The following is a 19,018-nucleotide window of genomic DNA, read 5'->3' as shown; positions in this document are numbered from 1 at the left end:
TTTTTGAAAAGTTACGGAGGTACAAATGGCTAACGGAACAGAAATCCGAGCACTTGAACTCGGAGAACAAATTGCACAGAAACAAAATGTATATATTGTTGATGTGACATACAAAAAAGCCGACGACACTTATTCGCTATGCTATTATATTGACAAAGAGGGCGGAATTGGTATAGACGAATGTGAATTGTTTTCAAAGGCAGTAGAGGAACTTCTTGACGCGGAAGATTTTATTGAAGAAAATTATACGCTTGAAGTTTCGTCACCGGGGGCAGACAGAAAACTTACAAAGGAACGTGAATTTCTTTATTATATCGGCAGAGAGGTTGACGTAAAGCTTTACAAAGCAGAAAAAGGCGTAAAGGAATTTACAGGCGTTTTAAAGGATTACAAGGATAAAACAGCATTTGTTGAACTTGATGGGGAAGTGAAAGAAATACCTGTTAAGCAAGCAGTTTATATAAGATTATCATTTAAGTTTTAGAGAGGAAGATTTATAAAAATGGAAAAGGGATTATTTGAGGTTCTTACGGAAATCTGTAACGAAAAGGGCATAAGTCAAGAAGTGCTTATAGACGCTCTTGAAGCGGCTCTTGTTGCGGCATATAAGAAAAACTTTTATTCAGCACAAAACGTTGAGGTTTCAATAGACAGAGAAAGCGGAACTGTAAAGGTATTTGCAAAGAAAGAAGTTGTTGACCTTGTATATGACGAATTTGAAGAAATTTCACTTGAGGACGCAAGAGCAATCAACGGTAATTATCAAATCGGTGATATGGTAAATATAGAAGTAACACCGAAAGATTTCGGCAGAATCAGTGCAATGACTGCAAAACAAGTTGTTACGCAGAGAATAAGAGAGGCTGAAAGAGGAATAATTTACAGTGAATACACCGAAAAGACAAATGACATAGTTTCGGGAACAATCGAGAGAATAGAAAAAGGAAACGTATTTATTGACATCGGCAAAATCGAAGCAATGCTGCCTGAAAAAGAACAGCCAATCGGCGAAACATATGAAGTAGGTCAAGTGCTTAAATGCTATGTGAGCGAAGTGAAAAGCGGAACAAAAGGTACACAGATTATAGTTTCAAGAACTCATCCGGGACTTGTTAAAAAGTTGTTTGAGGCAGAAGTACCTGAAATTGCCGAGGGTATTGTTGAGATAAAGAACATTGCGCGTGAGGGCGGTTCAAGAACAAAGATTGCCGTTTATTCAAACGATCCTAACGTTGACGCACAAGGTGCTTGTATCGGACCGAAGGGTATAAGAGTTCAGAATATCGGCGAAGAATTGAAGAATGAAAAGATTGATATAGTTAAGTGGAGCGAAGACCCTGCCGAATTTATTGCGGCAAGTCTAAGTCCAGCCAAGGTTATTTCAGCTGAAATCAACGAAGAGGAAAAGAGTGCACACGTTGTTGTACCTGAATATCAGCTTTCGCTTGCAATAGGCAGAGCAGGTCAGAATGTACGTCTTGCGGCAAGACTTACAGGCTGGAAAATAGACATCAGTGCGGAGGACTAATATATATGAAGCACATACCACAAAGGATGTGCGTTGCGTGCAGAAAAATGTATCCGCAAAATGAACTTATAAGATTGGTTCGTGACAACAAAACAGGTGAGATTAAATTCGACTGTGATAAAAAATTGTTCGGACGTGGTGCTTATATTTGCAAGAATATAGACTGTATTCGAAATGCGGAGAAAAAAAGAGGGATTGAGCGTCATTTTAAATGTGCCGTCCCAAAGGAACTATATAAAGCGGCGGAGGAATTGATTTGAACAACAAATTTTTAGGTATGCTCGGCTTGGCAAAAAGAGCCGGTAAGGTGCAGACAGGTGAAGATATATGTTCAAAAGCCGTTAAAAGCGGTGTTTCAAAGCTTATTATAGTAGCGTGTGACGCATCTGATAATACAAAAAAATCAATAACCGATTCATGCAAATTTTATAAAACGAAATTTGTTGAGGCGGGAAGTAAGGCGGAGCTTGGCAAGTTTACAGGAGCAGACAGCCGTGCGGTAGTTTCCGTGAATGACGACAATTTTGCGAAAGCAATTTTAGATAGATTAAACGACTAATCCCTCTGGGACATGGAGAAAGGGTGATGCAAATATGGCAGATAAGATAAAATTAGGTGAGATTTCAAAAAATCTAAAGATTACAAATAAGGATATAATAGCTAAACTTGCGGAATTCGGAGTAGAACTAAAGAGTTCGGCAAGCGTGGTTGACGAAGAAACTATCGGTTTGATTTTCGATATTTATACGGAGATGAACCAAGTTTCAGAGGAAGAAATTCGCGAAATGCGTGAGGCGGCTTTGAAGAAAGCAAACGAAGACGGCAATGACGAAGAAAAGCCGGCGAAAAAGCCTGCCAAGAAAACAAAAGAAAAGGCTGAAAAACCTGCTAAGAAAGAAGAAAAGAAAGCAGAAGAAAAAACTGTTAAAGAAGTTAAAAAGACTGAAGAAAAATCAGAGGTAAAAGCCGAAGTTAAGACTGAAACAAAGGCTGAAAAGAAAGAAGAAAAGCAAAAGCAAGAAAAGCATAAGAAAGTTGCAAAGAAACAGTCGGGTCAAAGAATTGACTTGAGCAATATCGACCATACCAATACGGAAGAAGAGTATGTTGTAAAGACAGAGGAAAAGAAACGTTATGTTGATACCCGTCAATCAACTGTTGAACTTGATACAATAGAATCCCGTGAACGTATTGAAGATATGGTTCCTGATAATATCAAGATGGATAAAAAGGGCGGTAAAGCTAAGAATAAAAAGGGCGGCAAAAACCGTCGTGAAAAGGAAAAGAACCAACAGCCTAAAAAGGAAATAAAGGCTAAGGTTATAACAGAGGTTGAAATCCCTGAAACAATTACGGTTGGTGAATTTGCGTCTAAGATGGGTAAGACATCGGCAGAAGTTGTTAAAAAACTTATGATGCTTGGAGTTATGGCATCACAAAACCAAGCTATCGACTTTGAAACAGCACAGCTTATCGGTGACGATTTCGGTATTGAAGTTAAACAGGAAGTTGTTCTTACAAAAGAAGATATGCTTATGATTGAAACCGAGGAAGAAGATAAGCCGGAAGATCTTGTTCCGCGTCCTCCTGTAGTTGTTGTAATGGGTCACGTTGACCACGGTAAGACATCACTTCTTGACGCAATCCGTGACACAAGCGTAACAGATACAGAGGCTGGCGGTATTACACAGCATATCGGTGCTTACAGCGTTAAACTAAACGACAGACTTATAACATTTCTTGATACACCGGGTCACGAAGCATTTACAACAATGCGTGCGAGAGGTGCACAGGTAACTGACGTTGCAATACTTGTTGTTGCGGCTGATGACGGTATTATGCCACAGACAATCGAGGCTATTAACCATGCAAAAGCGGCAGGTGTTACAATCGTTGTTGCAATTAATAAGATTGATAAAGACGGTGCTAACCCTGAAAGAGTTAAGCAAATGCTTGTTGAGTACGATCTTGTACCTGAAGAATGGGGCGGAGATACTGTCTGCGTTGAAATTTCGGCTAAAAAGAGAATTAACATTGACGGACTTTTGGAAATGGTACTTCTTGTTGCAGATATGCAGGAGCTAAAGGCTAACCCTAACAGAGATGCACAAGGTACTGTAATCGAGGCTGAAATCGATAAGGGCAGAGGTCCAGTTGCGACTGTTCTTGTACAGAACGGTACACTTAAAGTCGGTGATTTTGTAATTGCCGGAACAGCTGTCGGCAGAGTTCGTGCGATGGTAAACGATAAGGGCAGACGTGTTAAGACTGCACCACCGTCAACACCGGTTGAAATTCTTGGTTTGTCGGAGGCACCGTCGGGCGGCGACACATTTATGGTCGTTGAAAACGAAAAACTTGCACGTGACGTTGCTGAACAGAGAAAACAGGAACTTCAAGAAAATAAATTTAATCAAGTTGTTAAAGTATCGCTTGATAACTTGTTCAGCCAGATTGACGAGGGTAACATGAAAGAGCTTGACGTTATCATCAAGGCTGACGTACAAGGTAGCGTTGAGGCTGTTAAACAGTCACTTGAAAAATTGTCTAACGATGAAGTCAGAGTAAGAGCAATTCACGGCGGTGTAGGTGCGATTAACGAATCTGACGTAATGCTTGCAAATGCGTCAAATGCTATCATTGTCGGCTTTAACGTAAGACCTGACGCAGGTGCGCTTGCGTCTGCTGAACAGAATGAAGTTGATATAAGACTTTACAGAGTTATTTATCAGGCAATCGAAGAAATTGAGGCTGCTATGAAGGGTATGCTTGACCCTGAATTTAAGGAAGTCGTTATCGGTTATGCGGAAGTACGTCAGACATTTAAGGTGTCAAACGTGGGTACTATCGCAGGTTGTTATGTAACACAAGGCAAAATTCAGCGTAATGCTGAAATTCGTATCGTTCGTAACGGTATCATTGTTCACGAGGGTACTATAAATTCTCTAAAGAGATTTAAAGATGACGCAAAAGAAGTTGCGGAAAACTTTGAATGTGGTATCGGTGTTGAAAACTTCAACGATATTAAAGAGGGCGATACTATCGAATGTTTTGTTATGGAAGAAATAGAAAGATAGTTATTGGCTGAAATTCAGCCATTCATCGGAGAGGAATAAATATGGCAAGAATTGATAAAATCAATGAAGAAGTTAAGCGTGAACTTGCAAATATAATTCGTGAATTAAAAGATACGCGTATTCCACTTATGACGAGCGTTGTTACTGTAAATGTGACAAACGACTTGAGATATGCAAAGGCATATATTTCCGTTATGGGTGATGAAGAAACAAAGAAAAAAGCTATGCAGGGCTTAAAGAGTGCCGCCGGCTTTATAAGACGTGAATTGGGTAAACGAATTGATTTAAGATATACGCCGGAATTTGTGTTTGAACTTGATGATTCAATCGAGCATGGTGCAAATATCGAAAGACTTCTTAATAATATAAACAAGAAATAAAGGGGATTAGTTATGCAGGCTGTTATTGATAAGATAATGGAGGCAAAATCCGTAGCAGTGCTTACTCATTTGAATGAGGATCCGGATACAATCGGCTCATGCTTTGCATTTGCAAAGGTTATGAGAAAGTTGGGTAAAGAGGCGACCGTATATGTAAACGGAAGAATTGAGTCAAGATTGGCATTTATAGGTGATGATTATGTTTTGTATCAAGAGGGTATGAAACATAATCACGACCTTTGCGCGTGCATTGACTGCGGTGATTTGGGACGTATAGCAGAGAGAAAGTCCCTCTTTGAAGAAATAAATAATTCAATAAATATTGACCATCACTTAACAAACACTAATTTTGCCGATGCAAATTATGTTGACGGTAAAGCGGCTGCGGCAGGTGAAATTTTGTATGCTTTATTTGAAAAAATGGGCATTGAATTGGATAATGATATTGCCAAGGATTTGTATACGGCAATATGCTCCGATACGGGTTGCTTTAAGTACAGTAACGTTACGTCTAAAACAATGCGTACGGCGGCAAACCTTTTGGAATATGATTTTGACCATGCGGAAGTGGCAAGACTGCTTTTTGACAGTGAGTCGCTTGCGGCGGCGAAATTAAAAGCAGAAATTACCGAAAATATCAAGGAATATGCAGACGGTAAAATTAAAGCGGTAATTACCGATGAAAAAATCGGTGCAAAGTACGGAATGGGTAAGGAAGATATTCCGAATTTGGTTGATATTCCGAGAAGAATTGAGGGTACTGAAATTGCGGTTTGCATAAAACGTACAAACAACGGTTTCAGACTTAATTTGCGTTCAAACGGTAAAGCCGACGTTGCGGAAGTTGCAATGAAGTTCGGCGGCGGCGGTCATATTAAAGCGGCAGGTGCGACTTTGGATTTCGATTCAACCGAAAAAGCCGAAAAGGCTGTTATCGACGCTTGCAAAAGAGCTTTGGATAAAATAATTTAACGGAGATTATAATGAACGGTATAATTATAATAGATAAGCCTTTGGGACGTACTTCGCATGATATGGTTTATGTTATGCGTAAGATGACGGGTATAAAAAAGGTTGGACATACGGGAACGCTTGACCCTGAGGCAACGGGCGTACTGCCTGTTTGTATCGGCTCTGCAACAAAGGTTGCGGATATGCTTACTTTGTCGGACAAGTGTTACAGAGCTGAGCTTGTGCTTGGTATGACGACCGATACGCAGGACGCTGACGGTGAAGTGCTTACGGAGTGTGAAGTGACTTGCAGTGAAGATGAAATCAGACAAGCTATAATGAGCTTTGTCGGTGAAATCGAGCAGATACCGCCTATGTATTCTGCGATAAAGCAAAACGGCAAGAAACTTTACGAACTTGCAAGAAAAGGTATCGAAGTTGAGAGGAAAAGCCGTAAGGTGACGATAAATTCTATTGATATACTTGAAATTAACGGCGAACGTGTGACTATTGACGTTTCGTGTTCAAAAGGTACATATATCAGAACACTTTGCGAGGATATAGGTATGAAACTGCACGTCGGTGCGTATATGAACACATTAAGACGTACAAAAACAGGACCGTTTACGATAGAAGAAAGCCACACGCTAAAGGAAATCGAAATATTGAAAAACAACGGCGAGCTTGAAAAAATCATAATTCCCGTTGACAGAATGTTTGAGGAATATCCTAAAATTAAACTTAACCCAAAGCAAGTTAAAAGCGTTACGAACGGTGTACAGATGACGTACAGCGGTAAAGAGGGACAATCTTACCGCGTGTATGACGAAAAAAATAATTTTTTGTGTATATCAAAGATTACAGACGGCAAATTAAAACTTGAAAAATCTTTCTGGAATTAAGGGGGCGATATAAATGAAGATATTCCGTGATAAAACAGATTACGATGGTACGGTTGTTGCACTCGGAAATTTTGACGGACTTCATATCGCTCATATGACGATTATCAGAAACGGTATTAAATATGCAAAAGAAAACGGCTTAAAAAGCGGTGTGCTGTTGTTTGAAGAAAACACAAATGACGTTGTGGGGCATAAGATTGAGCTTATAACGCCGAATGAGGCAAAGTTGGAGCTTTTGGAACGTGAAAAGCCTGATTTTGTGTATATGGAGAAATTTGATAAGGAGTTTATGAAAAAAACTCCCGAAGAATTTGTACAGTATCTTGTTGAAAATCTTCATATAAAGGCTGTTTGTGTCGGATATGATTACAGTTTCGGCTACAAAGCACAAGGTGACGTCAAACTTTTAAAATGGTTTGGCGAGAAATACGGATTTAAAGTGTTTGTTACGGACGTTATAAAGCTTGACGGAAAAATCGTTTCGAGTACATACATAAGGAGCATTATAAAAGCCGGTGATATGGAAAAAGCGGAACGTTTTTTGGGCAGACGTTATTGCATTGAAGGCAATGTTGTGAAAGGTTTGCAGAACGGCAGAAAAATGGGTATTCCGACTGCGAATGTTGATTATGACGTGAATATGGCACTTCCCGAAGAGGGTGTTTACGCAGGTATAACGTATGTGCGTGGTAAGCGTTTGAAATGCGTTGTCAATGTCGGAAAAAATCTGACATTCGGTGCAAAAAAATTGACAGTGGAAAGTCATATCCTTGATTTTGACGAGGATATTTACGGAGAATATATACGCGTGAGTTTTGCGAAAAAACTTAGGGGTGTTATAAAATTTGACGGTGTAGATAAACTTATTGAACAGATACATCACGATATGGAAGTTACATCAAAAATGGATTTATAAGTGTTTTTGAGAGGAGTTATTTATGTTTACAAGTGTAATTTTAGCGGCAGGAATGGGAACAAGAATGAAGTCGAAAATGCCGAAGGTACTTCATAAAGTATGCGGTAAACCGCTTTCAAAGTGGGTTATTGACGCGTCTGAGGCAGCAGGTGCGGACAAGGTTTGCGCGGTTGTCGGTCATAAGGCTGAAACGGTTAAAGAGGTACTCGGCGATGTGTGCAAATTTGCGTTGCAGGCTGAACAAAAAGGTACAGGTCACGCAGTTATGCAAGCTATCGACGTTATAAAAAATTCAAAGGGCGAGGTTGTTATTCTAAACGGTGACACTCCTCTTATAACTGCCGAAACAATAAACAAGGCTATTGAATATCACAAAAATAACGGCAATCAAGCAACTGTTATAACCGCAATTCTTGACGATGCGACAGGTTACGGAAGAATTGTAAGAGATAATGACGGTTCTGTTTTGAAAATCGTTGAGCAAAAGGACGCAAGTAAAGAAGAAAAGAAAATCAACGAAGTAAATTCGGGAATGTACGTTTTTGACGCACAGTCGCTTGTATATGCACTTGATAAGATTACTCCGAACAACGCACAAGGCGAATATTACCTTACAGATACTCTTGAAATACTTCTAAGTGCCGGTAAGAAAATCGGCGGTTACGCAATTTCGGACAATGACGAAATCAGAGGTATAAACGACAGAGTACAGCTTAATGAAGCCGAGAAGATTATGCAAAAGCGTATTAATGAATACCATATGAGAAACGGTGTTACAATGCGTAATCCTGAAAGCGTTTATATCGAAGACGGCGTTGAAATCGGCAATGATACTGAAATTTGTCAGAACGTCACAATAAAGAGCGGTACAAAAATCGGCTCTGACTGCGTTATCGGTTCGGGAAGTATGCTTGACAGAGCGGTTATACATGACGGCGTTGACGTGTTAAGCTCAGTTATACTTGAATCGGAAGTTGACGAGGGTACACACGTAGGACCTTTTGCGTATATCAGACCTAATTGTCATGTGGGTAAGGAAGTTAAAGTCGGCGATTTTGTCGAACTTAAAAATTCAAATATTGACGACGGTACAAAGATTTCTCACCTTACATACATCGGCGACAGCGATGTCGGTAAAAGGGTAAACTTCGGCTGTGGTACTGTAACGTGTAACTATGACGGTAAGAAGAAATACAGAACAACAATCGGTGACGATTGCTTTGTAGGCTGTAATACAAACTTCGTTTCGCCGATTAATGTCGGTGACGGCGTTTATATTGCCGCAGGTTCGACAATAACAGAAGATATTCCTGAAAATAGCTTGTCTATCGCGCGTGCAAGACAGGTTAATAAAGAGGGTTGGAAGGATAAACGTAAGTAATATGAGTTTTAAAGATATTTGGGCAGATAAATTATCTGCCCTTTTTGGACGTAAAGAGGAGATTATACCAATGTATTTAATAGTGGGACTTGGAAATCCGGGTAAGCAGTACGATATGACACGTCATAATATCGGATTTCACACAATAGACTATATTGCGGATAAGTACGGTGCAAAACTTACCAAATTAAAGTTTAAAGCGGTGTACGGTGAGGCGACAATAAGCGGTGAAAAGGTGTACCTTGTAAAACCGCAGACATATATGAATTTAAGCGGTGATTCAGTCGGTGAAATGGCACAGTTTTATAAAATACCGCCTGAAAATATTATTGTAATCAATGACGATATATCTCTTGATGTAGGCAGAATAAGAGTAAGACCGAAAGGAAGTGCCGGCGGTCACAACGGACTTAAATCTATAATATACCGTCTAAACAGCGATACATTCCCAAGAGTAAAAATGGGTGTCGGTGCACCGAAACACGAAGATTATGATTTGGCAGACTTTGTACTCGGCAGATTTACAAAGGAAGAAATTCCTGTAATGGAGGACGCAATAGTTAAAGCGGAAAAAGCCGTTGCGGAGATTATCAAAAACGGTGTACAGTCTGCGATGAATAAGTATAACGGCAAATAAAAAAGTGCATTTTGTCCGTCCACGACAAGGTGTGTAAAGAACGGTTGTGGGCAGAAAGGCTGTAAATATGAATTTTTCTGATATTTTAAACGATTATGCACCGTATAAAGGCATAGTAGAAAATCTTAATAATACGCCTGTTTCTGTTGCGGGAATAGTTGAATCGGCTCAGGGACAGCTTATTTATTCGCTGAAAAATGAAAATAAATCCTCTGCGCTTGTTGTGTGTTACAGTGATATGGAGGCGAGAAAACTTTATTCGGATATGGAATTGTATTCGGATAATGTCTTGTATTTTCCGACAAAGGAATATATTTTCTATAATATCGAAACCTCCGGTCATCAGAACGAGCACGCAAGAATTTCCGTTATACAGAAACTTGTAAGCGGCGGCGATTATATAGTTGTGACAAGCCTTGACGCAATTCTGCAGTATACTTGCGATAAAGAAGAATTTGAGAGCCTTTGTATAGATTTTGAGCTTGGAAAAACGTTTAATCTTGAAAAACTGACGGAGGACCTTGTTGTAATGGGTTACTCAAGAGAGGACAGCGTTGAGGGTGCGGGACAGTTCGCAATCCGCGGCGGAATACTTGATATATTTCCTGTCGGCAACGAAAATCCGTACAGAATCGAATTTTTTGATGATGAAACCGACTCTATAAGAGAGTTTGACACATATACTCAGCGTTCGCTTGATAAGATTGACTTCGCACGTGTGACAACGGCGAATGAGGCGGTTATCACTGACGAAAAACGTGACAGAATTATAGCAGAGCTTGAAAAACGCATAAGAAGTGCAAAACGTAAAAAGAGTGACGAAAGCTATTTTATCGAAACAACCGAATCGGATATAGAAAGCTTTAAGGAAGTAAGATATTTCCCGTCAATAGACAAATATGTATCGCTTGTATATGACAAAATACCGTCAATTACCGATTATTTTTCGGATAATGACCTTGTGTTTATAATTGACCCGAAACGTATAAGCGAGCGTGGCAAGACGTTTGAATGGGAGAAAAACGAAGTAGTAGCCGAACTTAAAGAAAAGGGAATAATCGGTGCTGCAAAGGATAGTTTTTATTGCTCATATCACGATAAAGTGCATGAAATGTCGGCGAAAAAACTTATATCGCTTGATGTTCTTTCTCATTCGTCAACCGACTTTAAATACAAGCACCTTGAAACATTCACAACTAAAACAACTGTTTCGTTCCACGGTAAAATCGAGTATTTGTATGAAGATTTGAGGAATTGGCAAAGTAAAAATTATACTGTCGCAATTCTTTGTACGTCAAGAGGTCGCGGCGAAAACCTTGCAGGTGTGCTTGTTGACAAGGGGATAAGAGCGAGATTTATCGGTGATGACGCAAATAAGGCGAATTTCAATAAAGGCGAAACCGTTATAATAAAGGGTGAACTTAATAAGGGTTTTGAGTATCCCGAAATTAATTTTGTGCTTGTTTCCGACAGAGAAATTTTTGAAACAAAGAAAAGCCGTTCAAGACGTAAAGTTGAAAATGCAAACAGAATTAAGAATTACACAGATATAAGCGTAGGCGACTATGTTGTACACCAAACGCACGGTATCGGTCAATATATGGGTACAAAGAAAATGGTTGTCGGCGGTATAACAAAGGATTACCTTAAAATTCAGTATCAAGGCACAGATTCTTTGTATATTCCGATTGACCAGCTTAATCTGCTTTATAAATATGTCGGCAATACCGATAAAAAGCTGAAACTTAATAAGCTCGGCAGTAACGAATGGAACAAGACAAAGCAGAGAGTAAAACAGTCAACGGAAGAATTGGCGAAAAAACTTGTTGCACTTTATGCGGAACGTGAGAAGGCAAAAGGTTTTGCGTACAGTGAAGACACACCTTGGCAACGTGATTTTGAAGATACGTTCCCATATCAGGAAACGGACGACCAGTTAAGGTCGATTGAAGAAGTTAAAGGCGATATGGAAAGCCAAAAGCCGATGGACAGACTTCTTTGCGGTGACGTTGGTTTCGGTAAAACGGAAATTGCACTTCGTGCGGCATTTAAGGCGGTCGGCGACTCAAAACAAGTCGCATATCTTTGCCCTACGACAATTCTTGCAATGCAGCATTATGAAACGTTTTTAAAACGTATGGAAAGTTTTCCGATAAAGGTTGAAATGCTGTCGCGTTTCCGTACCGCATCCGAGCAAAAACGTATTTTGAAAAAACTTAAAACGGGCGAAATTGATATAATTATCGGAACGCACAGAATACTTTCAAAGGACTTGGAATTTAAAGATTTGGGCTTGCTTATAATAGACGAGGAACAGAGATTCGGTGTTGCACACAAGGAGCGGTTAAAGGAATTAAAGCAAAATATAGACGTTCTGACAATGACGGCAACGCCTATACCGCGTACCTTGCATATGGCAATGACGGGTGTAAGAGATATGAGTGTGCTTTCGGAACCGCCCGAAAACAGATACCCTGTACAGACGTATGTTTTGGAGGACAATCCCGCAGTTATAGCGGACGCTGTCAGAAATGAACTGTCACGCGGAGGACAGGTGTTTTATCTGTATAACCGTGTACAGGGAATATACAGAAAAGCGGAATGGATACGTTCAATGTTCCCGGATATAACCGTTGCAGTCGGTCACGGTAAGATGAAAGAGGACGAACTTGAAGATATTATGTACGATATGGTAAACGGCAAAACAGACGTACTTGTCTGTACGACTATTATCGAAACAGGTCTTGACATTCCGAATGCAAATACGATTATAATTGAAAATGCCGATAAAATGGGACTTTCACAGCTTTATCAGTTAAGAGGACGTGTCGGACGTTCAAATCGTGCGGCATATGCGTATTTGACGTATCACAGAGATAAGATATTATCGGATATTGCGTCAAAAAGACTTCGTGCGGTAAAGGAATTTACCGAATTCGGTTCGGGATTTAAAATCGCAATGCGTGACCTTGAAATCAGAGGTGCGGGAAATATTTTAGGACCTGAACAACACGGACATATGGACGCGGTCGGCTACGATATGTACTGTAAATTGCTGAAAGAAAGCGTTGATGAGGCACAGGGCATTAAGATTGACGATGTACAGGACGTTGCGATTGATATAAATATTGACGCATATTTACCTGAAAGCTATATCAGAAACCACAATCAACGTATTGATATATACAAGAAAATCGCGGCAATCGAAACGGAGGACGATAAGTTTGAAATCGAGGACGAACTTATCGACAGATTCGGTGATATACCGAGAGCCGTACAAAATATTATCGAAGTTGCGTCGCTTAAAACGTATGCCAAAGAATGTGGTATATATGAAATAGCACAGAGCGGTGACAATCTTTTGATGAAATTCGGCGAGAATTACGTTGACGCAAATCTTATTATGGGACTTGATAAAATGTTCCCTAAACGCATAAAGCTGTTGTCGGGCGACAAACCTGTCATAAGCTATGCGATTAAGGGTGAATATAAGAAAATCTTGAATATTGTAAATAATTTGTTAAGTACAATAAAGGAATTGCAAAGTGCCGAAAAAGATAGTATAATAAAATCATAAGATTTTAAGGAGAAAGACATATGAAATATACAAAACTTGCGGCAGTGGCATTGGCAAGCGTGATGATGTTGAGTGCCTGCGGTCAAAGTGCAAATAACGACAATCCGATTGTTATGACTGTCGGCGATACACAGATTACCGAGAGTGAATTTAACTATTATATGAACACATATAAGGAAAATTACAATATGGGTCAGGCGAAAAAATCATCGCTTGAATACTGCCAAAGAAATCAGCTTATCGTTGAAGTTGCAAAGGCAATGGATATAAAGCTTGACAGTGACACACAGTCTAAATTAAAGGATTATCAAAAGTCGATAAAAGATTCTTATGACCGTGAGGGCGGATATAAGAAGTTTTTAAAGGACAATAACCTGACTGATGATTATATTGATACGCTTGCGTCGGTAAGCTACTATACGGACGCGTTGAAGAAACAAACGGAAACACCTACATTTACGGAAGATGAATTGCGTGAATATTTTAAAGAACATTACAGACGTGTCAAGTATGTGTTGATTTCGACTATCGACTCACAAACCGGTGACGAAGTATCGGACGATAAAAAGGAAGAGGCAAAGAAAACCGCGGAAGAAGTTTTGGAAAAAGCACAAAACGGTGAAGATTTTGATACGCTTATAAGTGATTATTCGCCGAATACCGCAAACGATTCCGATGAAAACGGATATATTTTTACCGATAACGAAACAGGCATAGAATTTGAAGAAGGCGTTGATTCAATAAAAGCCGACGAATTTACACTTGTTCAGTCCGATTCGGGATATTATGTAATAAAACGATTGCCGCTTGACGAATCACAGGAATGTTTTGAAGAAGAATATGAAAATGAGGCGGAAACTATCAATACTACAATGCAGAACAACGCATTTTACGAACAAGTTCAAAAATGGGCTGACGAATACGGTATAAAAGTTACCGTAAATGACGAAGTTTTGGACAAAATAAATTAATGAAATTATTAAATCGGAGTATAACATTCTGTTATACTCCGATTTTTTTGCTTTATGCGAAAAAAATTCCCCAAAACCATTGATATTAGAGTTCATTTTAGGTATAATAATATAGAATAGGTATATTAGCTATAATGAAAGGAATTAATAAAAAAATGGACAGTAATAAACAAATGGCAGATCTTTTGTTCAAGAATATAACAAAAACTCCCGACGATTACGAACAAATGTATCCCAAAAGAAATCTTGAAGAGGGTGCGGTTGTAACTCGTTTTGCACCGAGTCCGACAGGATTTTTGCATTTCGGCGGATTGTTTGCCGCATTTATCGGAAAGACAGCGACAAAGTCAACAAACGGTGTATTCTATCTGAGAATCGAAGATACCGATAAAAAACGTGAGGTTGAAAACGGTGTAAGCCTTATAGTAAAGGGACTTAACGATTTCGGTATAGAAATCGATGAGGGTATGCTGTCAGAAACTGACGAAAAGGGTGCATACGGTCCATATACTCAAAGTAAGAGAAAAGATATATATCAGGCATATGTTAAGTCGCTTGTTGAGCAGGGACTTGCATATCCGTGCTTTATGACAGAAGAAGAACTTGCAACAATCAGAGAAAAGCAGGAAAGTGAAAAATTACTTCCGGGTGTGTACGGTGAATTTGCAAAGTATCGCGACATCACTGTTGAAGAAGCACAAAAGAGAATTGAAAACGGCGATGAATACGTTGTAAGATTGAAGTCACCGGGTAAGGAAGACAAGAGAATTAAGTTTAAGGATGTTATCAAGGGCGAAATTGAAATGCCTGAAAATATTCTTGACGTTGTACTTTTGAAAAAGGACGGAACTCCTACATACCACTTTGCTCACGTTGTTGACGACCATTTAATGCGTACAACTCACGTTATTCGTGGTGACGAATGGATTTCATCAGTGCCGATACATTTGCAGTTGTTCTGGCTATGCGGTTTAAAACCGCCTAAGTATGCGCACATTTCGCCTATTATGAAAGAGGAAAACGGCGGTAAGCGTAAACTTTCAAAGAGAAAAGACCCTGAGGCGGCAGTAAGCTATTACAGTGAGGTCGGTTATCCGAAAGGTGCAATTTGGGAATACTTAATGACACTTGCCAATTCAAATTATGAAGACTGGCGTCTTGCAAATCCTAATGAGGATATAGATAACTTTAAGTTTTCGTTCTCGAAAATGAGTAAAGCAGGCGCACTTTTCGATATGGTTAAGCTTGCGGACGTAAGCAAAAACTATATTTGCCGTTTGAGTGCGGAAGAAGTTTATGAAATGGTTACTGATTGGGCAAAGGAAAACAATAAGAAACTATACAAACTTCTTGTTGATGACGAAGAATATGCAAAGGCAATATTTGCGATAGAACGTGGAAACGCAAAACCGCGTAAAGATATTTCGGCTTGGACAGACGTTGAAAATTACGTTTCGTATTTCTATTCGGAGCTTTGGGACAGAAAATTTGATTTTCCGGATAATCTTTCAAATGATGATATGATAGAAATACTTGAACTTTACAAGCAGATTTACGACGAAAACGTCAGCAGCGACGATTGGTTCCCACAGGTAAGAGATATGGCGGAAACAATAGGTTATGCTAAAGCACCTAAGGTTTATAAAAAAGACCCTGATTCATATAAGGGACATGTCGGTGATGTCGCAGGAGTTATTCGTGTTGCGGCAACAGGCAGAAGAAATACTCCGGACCTTTACGAAATACTTCAAGTACTTGGTAAGGACGAAGTGATGAAGAGATTTGACGAAGCAATAGAAAGTTTAAGGGGATAAAGATATATGGAAGAAATATTCAGCAGAAATTTTATTGAAGAAGCAATAGACAAAGACCTTGAGGAAAAAGTGTACGACCATGTACAAACGCGTTTTCCTCCCGAACCTAACGGTTATCTTCATATCGGACACGCAAAGGCTATAAGCATAGATTTCGGTATGGCTGAAAAGTATAACGGAAAATGTAATTTGCGTCTTGACGATACTAATCCTACAAAGGAAGATACAGAATACGTTGACGCAATAATGGAGGATATAAAGTGGCTTGGCTTTAAGTGGGACAAGGTGCTTTATGCGTCTGATTATTTTGACGATATTTATGCGGCGGCTGTAAAACTTATCAAAAAGGGTAAGGCATATGTTGACGATTTGTCACCGGAAGAAATAAGAGAGTACAGAGGTACTCTTAAAACTCCCGGTAAGAACAGTCCGTACAGAGAAAGAACGATTGAAGAAAACCTTGATTTGTTCGAGAGAATGACAAATGGTGAATTTGCTGACGGTGCAAAGGTATTAAGAGCAAAAATTGATATGGCGTCACCAAACTTAAATATGCGTGACCCGATTATTTACAGAATACTTCGTGCACATCATCACAGAACAGGTGATAAGTGGGTAGTTTATCCTATGTATGACTTTGCACATCCTATTTCAGATACTGTTGAGGGTGTTACTCATTCGCTTTGCTCACTTGAATTTGAGGATCACAGACCGCTTTATGATTGGGTATTAAAAGAAGTCGGCTTTGAAAGTCCGTCAAGACAGATTGAGTTCGCAAGAATGAATCTTAACTATACGCTTACAAGTAAAAGACGTTGTCTGAAACTTGTTCGAGAAAATATTGTGTCGGGTTGGGACGATCCGAGAATGTCAACACTTTGCGGTATGCGCAGACGCGGTTACACACCTGAGGCTATTCGTGATTTCTGCGAAAGAATCGGTGTTTCAAAAGCAAACAGCGTTGTTGACTTTGCTTTACTTGAGGCTTGTATCAGAGAAGATTTGAATAAGAAAGCACCGAGAGCAATGGCGGTTTTAAGACCGATAAAACTTATAATCGACAATTATCCTGAAGATAAGGTTGAACAGATTGAAGTGGAAGTTAATCCGGAAAATCCTGAAATGGGTAAGAGAACGGTAGAATTTTCGCGTGAACTTTATATAGAAGAGGACGACTTTATGGAGGACGCTCCGAAGAAGTATTTCAGACTTTCACCCGGCAGAGAAGTAAGACTAAAAAGTGCGTATTACGTTACTTGCACAAGCTGTGAAAAGGACGAGAACGGCAATATTATTGCTGTACACTGCACATACGATCCCGAAACCCGCGGCGGTGACTCACCTGACGGACGTAAGGTAAAGGGTACAATTCACTTTGTAAGTGCCGCACACGCAATAGACGCGGAAGTACGTCTTTACGACAGATTGTTTACGGTTGAAAATCCGTCTGACGAAACAGGCGTAAATGACTTTACAGACAATCTTAACAAAGATTCTATGATAGTTCTTAAAAATGCAAAACTTGAAAGCAATTTGACAAATCTAAGTGTAGGAGATAAGTTCCAATTCCTTAGATTGGGATATTTTTGCGTTGATAAAGATTCAACATCTGAAAAGCCTGTTTTCAACAGAACTGTTGCATTAAAAGATTCATGGAAGAAAATTAATAAATAGAAAGAAGTTTTGAAAAATGGAATATACAAAATTTATGGCTGACAGAGTTAAGACGATGAAAGGCAGTGCCATTCGTGAAATGTTCAAGCGTATGGCTGATCCTGAGATTATCTCACTTGCAGGAGGAAACCCTGCGTCTGAATTGTTCCCGGGTGACGAACTTTCAAAAATTGCGGGTAAAATTCTTATGACAAACCCTACTCTTGCTTTGCAGTACGGTACAACAGACGGCTATCCGAAAATGAAAGACTGTGCAAGAAAGCGTGCGGAAAAAGTTAATTCAGTCGGTGAAAATGATGAAATTCTTATTATGACAGGTGCAAATCAAGGTATTGACCTTACTGCAAAGGCTGTTTTAAATAAGGGTGACAAGGTTATCGTTGAAAGTCCAAGCTTTATAGGAAGTCTTAATGCGTTCAGAACATATGAGGCTGAACTTGTCGGCGTTACTGTTGAGGCTGACGGTATGAATATGGACGAGCTTGAAGAAACTCTGAAGAATACGGACGGTGTAAAGATGATTTACACAATTCCTACATTCCAAAATCCGACAGGCTGTACAATGTCGCTTGAAAAGAGAAAGCGTATGCTTGAAATCGCATCAAAGTATGACGTGCTAATCCTTGAGGACAATCCTTACGGTGACTTGCGTTTTGCAGGTGAGGACGTGCCGACAATCAAGTCGCTTGATACAGAGGACAGAGTTGTTTATGCAGGCTCATTCTCAAAAATTCTTTCACCGGGTATGCGTCTTGGCTACATTGTAGCACCTGCACCGCTTGCGGAAAAGATTGAAATGCTAAAGCAGGTAAATGACGTACATACACCGATGATTACACAGCTTATGTGTGTGGAATTTATGAAGAAGTACGATATAGATAAGTACATTGCAAAGAACAGAGAGCTTTACGGAAAGAAATGTGCCGCAATGGTCAGTGCAATGGAAAAATATTTCCCACAGGGTAAAGTTAAGTGGGTAGTGCCTGAGGGCGGTATATTCCTATGGTGCGAATGCCCTACTATCGAAGATATTACACCGATTGTCGATAAGTGCCTTGAAAAGAAAGTCGCTATCGTACCCGGTTCAAATTTTGCAACGGATATATATGCTCCGTCAAATATGTTCAGACTTAACTATTCATCGGCTACTATTGAAAATATAGAAGAAGGTGTAAGACGTTTGGGAGAAGTCTTGACAGAAATGCTTTAA

16 protein-coding genes are annotated in these 19,018 nt (G+C 39.6%); all 16 read left to right on the top strand.

Annotated features, from left to right (window positions below):
* Positions 1-25 precede the first annotated feature (25 nt).
* The 16 genes from rimP (at position 26) to ACSAMO_RS03720 (ending at position 19,018) form a co-directional block, all read left to right on the top strand.
* Positions 26-484, top strand: coding sequence for a ribosome maturation factor RimP (gene rimP / locus ACSAMO_RS03795; protein ID WP_022230140.1), 459 nt, complete (start codon positions 26-28; stop codon positions 482-484).
* Positions 485-502: 18 nt separating this feature from the next.
* The gene (gene nusA, locus ACSAMO_RS03790) at positions 503-1,528 is read left to right on the top strand and encodes a transcription termination factor NusA (protein ID WP_022230141.1); all 1,026 of its coding nucleotides are present in this window, start codon (positions 503-505) and stop codon (positions 1,526-1,528) included.
* 5 nt (positions 1,529-1,533) lie between these two features.
* Entirely contained in the window at positions 1,534-1,788 is a 255-nt protein-coding gene (gene rnpM, locus ACSAMO_RS03785) for an RNase P modulator RnpM (RefSeq protein ID WP_022230142.1), read from the top strand.
* On the top strand, positions 1,785-2,087 hold the full coding sequence (locus tag ACSAMO_RS03780; protein ID WP_022230143.1) for a L7Ae/L30e/S12e/Gadd45 family ribosomal protein: 303 nt from the start codon (positions 1,785-1,787) through the stop codon (positions 2,085-2,087). Before rnpM ends, ACSAMO_RS03780 begins: the two co-directional genes overlap by 4 nt.
* A gap of 34 nt (positions 2,088-2,121) precedes the next feature.
* Positions 2,122-4,605 (top strand): translation initiation factor IF-2, encoded by a 2,484-nt coding sequence (gene infB, locus ACSAMO_RS03775; protein WP_499209879.1) that lies wholly within the window; start codon positions 2,122-2,124, stop codon positions 4,603-4,605.
* Positions 4,606-4,646: 41 nt separating this feature from the next.
* Positions 4,647-4,985, top strand: a complete 339-nt coding sequence (gene rbfA / locus ACSAMO_RS03770) for a 30S ribosome-binding factor RbfA (protein ID WP_022230145.1) — start codon at positions 4,647-4,649, stop codon at positions 4,983-4,985.
* Positions 4,986-4,997: 12 nt separating this feature from the next.
* Positions 4,998-5,957: a DHH family phosphoesterase gene (locus ACSAMO_RS03765; protein WP_499209878.1), complete on the top strand. Its 960-nt coding sequence runs from the start codon at positions 4,998-5,000 to the stop codon at positions 5,955-5,957.
* 11 nt (positions 5,958-5,968) lie between these two features.
* Positions 5,969-6,838, top strand: coding sequence for a tRNA pseudouridine(55) synthase TruB (gene truB / locus ACSAMO_RS03760; RefSeq protein WP_022230147.1), 870 nt, complete (start codon positions 5,969-5,971; stop codon positions 6,836-6,838).
* A 13-nt stretch (positions 6,839-6,851) separates the two neighbouring features.
* The gene (locus ACSAMO_RS03755; protein ID WP_022230148.1) at positions 6,852-7,754 is read left to right on the top strand and encodes a bifunctional riboflavin kinase/FAD synthetase; all 903 of its coding nucleotides are present in this window, start codon (positions 6,852-6,854) and stop codon (positions 7,752-7,754) included.
* A 22-nt stretch (positions 7,755-7,776) separates the two neighbouring features.
* Positions 7,777-9,135, top strand: a complete 1,359-nt coding sequence (glmU, locus tag ACSAMO_RS03750; protein WP_499209877.1) for a bifunctional UDP-N-acetylglucosamine diphosphorylase/glucosamine-1-phosphate N-acetyltransferase GlmU — start codon at positions 7,777-7,779, stop codon at positions 9,133-9,135.
* 70 nt (positions 9,136-9,205) lie between these two features.
* The gene (gene pth, locus ACSAMO_RS03745) at positions 9,206-9,772 is read left to right on the top strand and encodes an aminoacyl-tRNA hydrolase (protein ID WP_147513588.1); all 567 of its coding nucleotides are present in this window, start codon (positions 9,206-9,208) and stop codon (positions 9,770-9,772) included.
* 67 nt (positions 9,773-9,839) lie between these two features.
* Complete coding sequence (gene mfd, locus ACSAMO_RS03740) at positions 9,840-13,349, top strand: transcription-repair coupling factor (RefSeq protein WP_499209876.1); 3,510 nt, start codon at positions 9,840-9,842, stop codon at positions 13,347-13,349.
* Between the two features lie 20 nt (positions 13,350-13,369).
* Entirely contained in the window at positions 13,370-14,320 is a 951-nt protein-coding gene (locus ACSAMO_RS03735; protein ID WP_022230152.1) for a peptidylprolyl isomerase, read from the top strand.
* A 155-nt stretch (positions 14,321-14,475) separates the two neighbouring features.
* The gene (gltX, locus tag ACSAMO_RS03730) at positions 14,476-16,134 is read left to right on the top strand and encodes a glutamate--tRNA ligase (protein WP_022230153.1); all 1,659 of its coding nucleotides are present in this window, start codon (positions 14,476-14,478) and stop codon (positions 16,132-16,134) included.
* Between the two features lie 6 nt (positions 16,135-16,140).
* Entirely contained in the window at positions 16,141-17,808 is a 1,668-nt protein-coding gene (locus tag ACSAMO_RS03725; RefSeq protein ID WP_499209875.1) for a glutamine--tRNA ligase/YqeY domain fusion protein, read from the top strand.
* Positions 17,809-17,824: 16 nt separating this feature from the next.
* Entirely contained in the window at positions 17,825-19,018 is a 1,194-nt protein-coding gene (locus ACSAMO_RS03720) for an aminotransferase-like domain-containing protein (RefSeq protein WP_022230155.1), read from the top strand.

The organism is Ructibacterium sp. SJQ-7 (genome assembly GCF_054696575.1).
Note: the sequence above shows the minus strand (reverse complement) of the source record. Positions and strands in the feature narration are given on the sequence as shown.